Here is a 1,193-nt window from a genome sequence, read left to right as displayed (position 1 = left end):
TAAGCTGTTGTGCATTTAAAACGCATATTGGTATAATATAACATAATGATATTCAGAAAAAGTGAATGCCTGCTAAAAACTTTCTCAGTTCCGAGACAAAGAAAACTCTGCAACAAGCATTAAAAGACCATGAGCATCCAGACATTCGACAAAGAGCGTTAATATTTTTATTGCTAAACAACGGAAATACACAAGCTCAAACTGCTGAACTAATTGGATGTTCTCTCAGAAAAGTTGCCTACTGGAGCATTCATGGTGATCCCGATATTTTAGACAGTTTTAAAGATAATAGGATGAAGGGTAATTACCGAAAAGCCACAGAAAAATACATTAATTTACTTTTAGAAACAGTTGAAGTAGAGCCTGAGAAATATGGTTATGAGTTCGGAAGATGGACAACAGCTAGACTTGCAATACATCTAGGAGAGCAGACGGGAATTGAGCTGAGTAGTACCCAAGTAAGGAGAATTTTAAAATCAAAAAAGTATGTTTACCTTTGGGCTAAATACAGCTTGAAGGATAAGCAAAATGCCGTAGAAAGGGGTTTATTTAAAGATAAATTAGCTGAGTATTTAAAAATAGAAAAAGAATCTCCAAACTTATTGCAGGTATGGTTCTGGGACGAAAGTGGATTTAGTTTAAGAGTAATTAGAAGGAAAAACTGGTGTAAAAAGGGGACTCGAACTAATAAAAGAGGAGACCGACGAAAAGGTCGTATTAATGTTATGGGTGGAGTGAGATACTCAGACAAAAAAAGATGGGTAGATTTTATTCCATCTGGTAATTCTGCTAATTTTTATGCTGTGCTGAAAACTTTTTATGAAGATTTAAAAGCCGAGTGGATATTGCAAGGAAATTTAGCAGAAGACTTTAAAGATAAGGGCTGTAAGTTTGTGATAATTTTGGACAACGCTAGTTTTCATAAAAAAGCAGAGACTTTGCAGAAAATAGCGTCAGAGATGCCGAATCTAATCATAGAGTTTTTGCCAAAGTATAGCCCTGACTATAACTTAATTGAATTAGTATGGCATTCCGCCAAGGAATATGTTGCTAATAGATTATTTGAATCCCTTGAAAAACTAGAAGCACTGTTACATAAACTTTTAAATGAAGGAGGACTAATTATAAAATGGAACCGAAAAATAAAAAATAAAGGTAACTTAGTTAATGCAGTTTAGATGTCGAACAGCTTA

The 1,193-nt window shown here is 34.2% G+C and carries 1 protein-coding gene; it reads left to right on the top strand.

The genetic code is table 11. The features are described 5' to 3' along the window. The first annotated feature begins 65 nt into the window (after positions 1–65). On the top strand, positions 66–1,178 hold the full coding sequence (locus QUB37_RS29705; RefSeq protein WP_333168832.1) for an IS630 family transposase: 1,113 nt from the start codon (positions 66–68) through the stop codon (positions 1,176–1,178). Positions 1,179–1,193: the final 15 nt, after the last annotated feature.

The organism is Microcoleus sp. AT3-A2 (genome assembly GCF_036705685.1).
In the GTDB taxonomy this organism is placed as follows: Bacteria; Cyanobacteriota; Cyanobacteriia; order Cyanobacteriales; family Microcoleaceae; genus Microcoleus.
The sequence above is the reverse complement of the archived record's forward strand: the minus strand, read 5'-3'. Positions and strand labels throughout refer to the sequence as shown.

Coding starts and splice junctions, on each gene's coding strand:
- QUB37_RS29705 (WP_333168832.1), top strand. CDS start 66: ATGCCTGCTAAAAACTTTCTCAGTTCCGAGACAAAGAAAACTCTGCAA.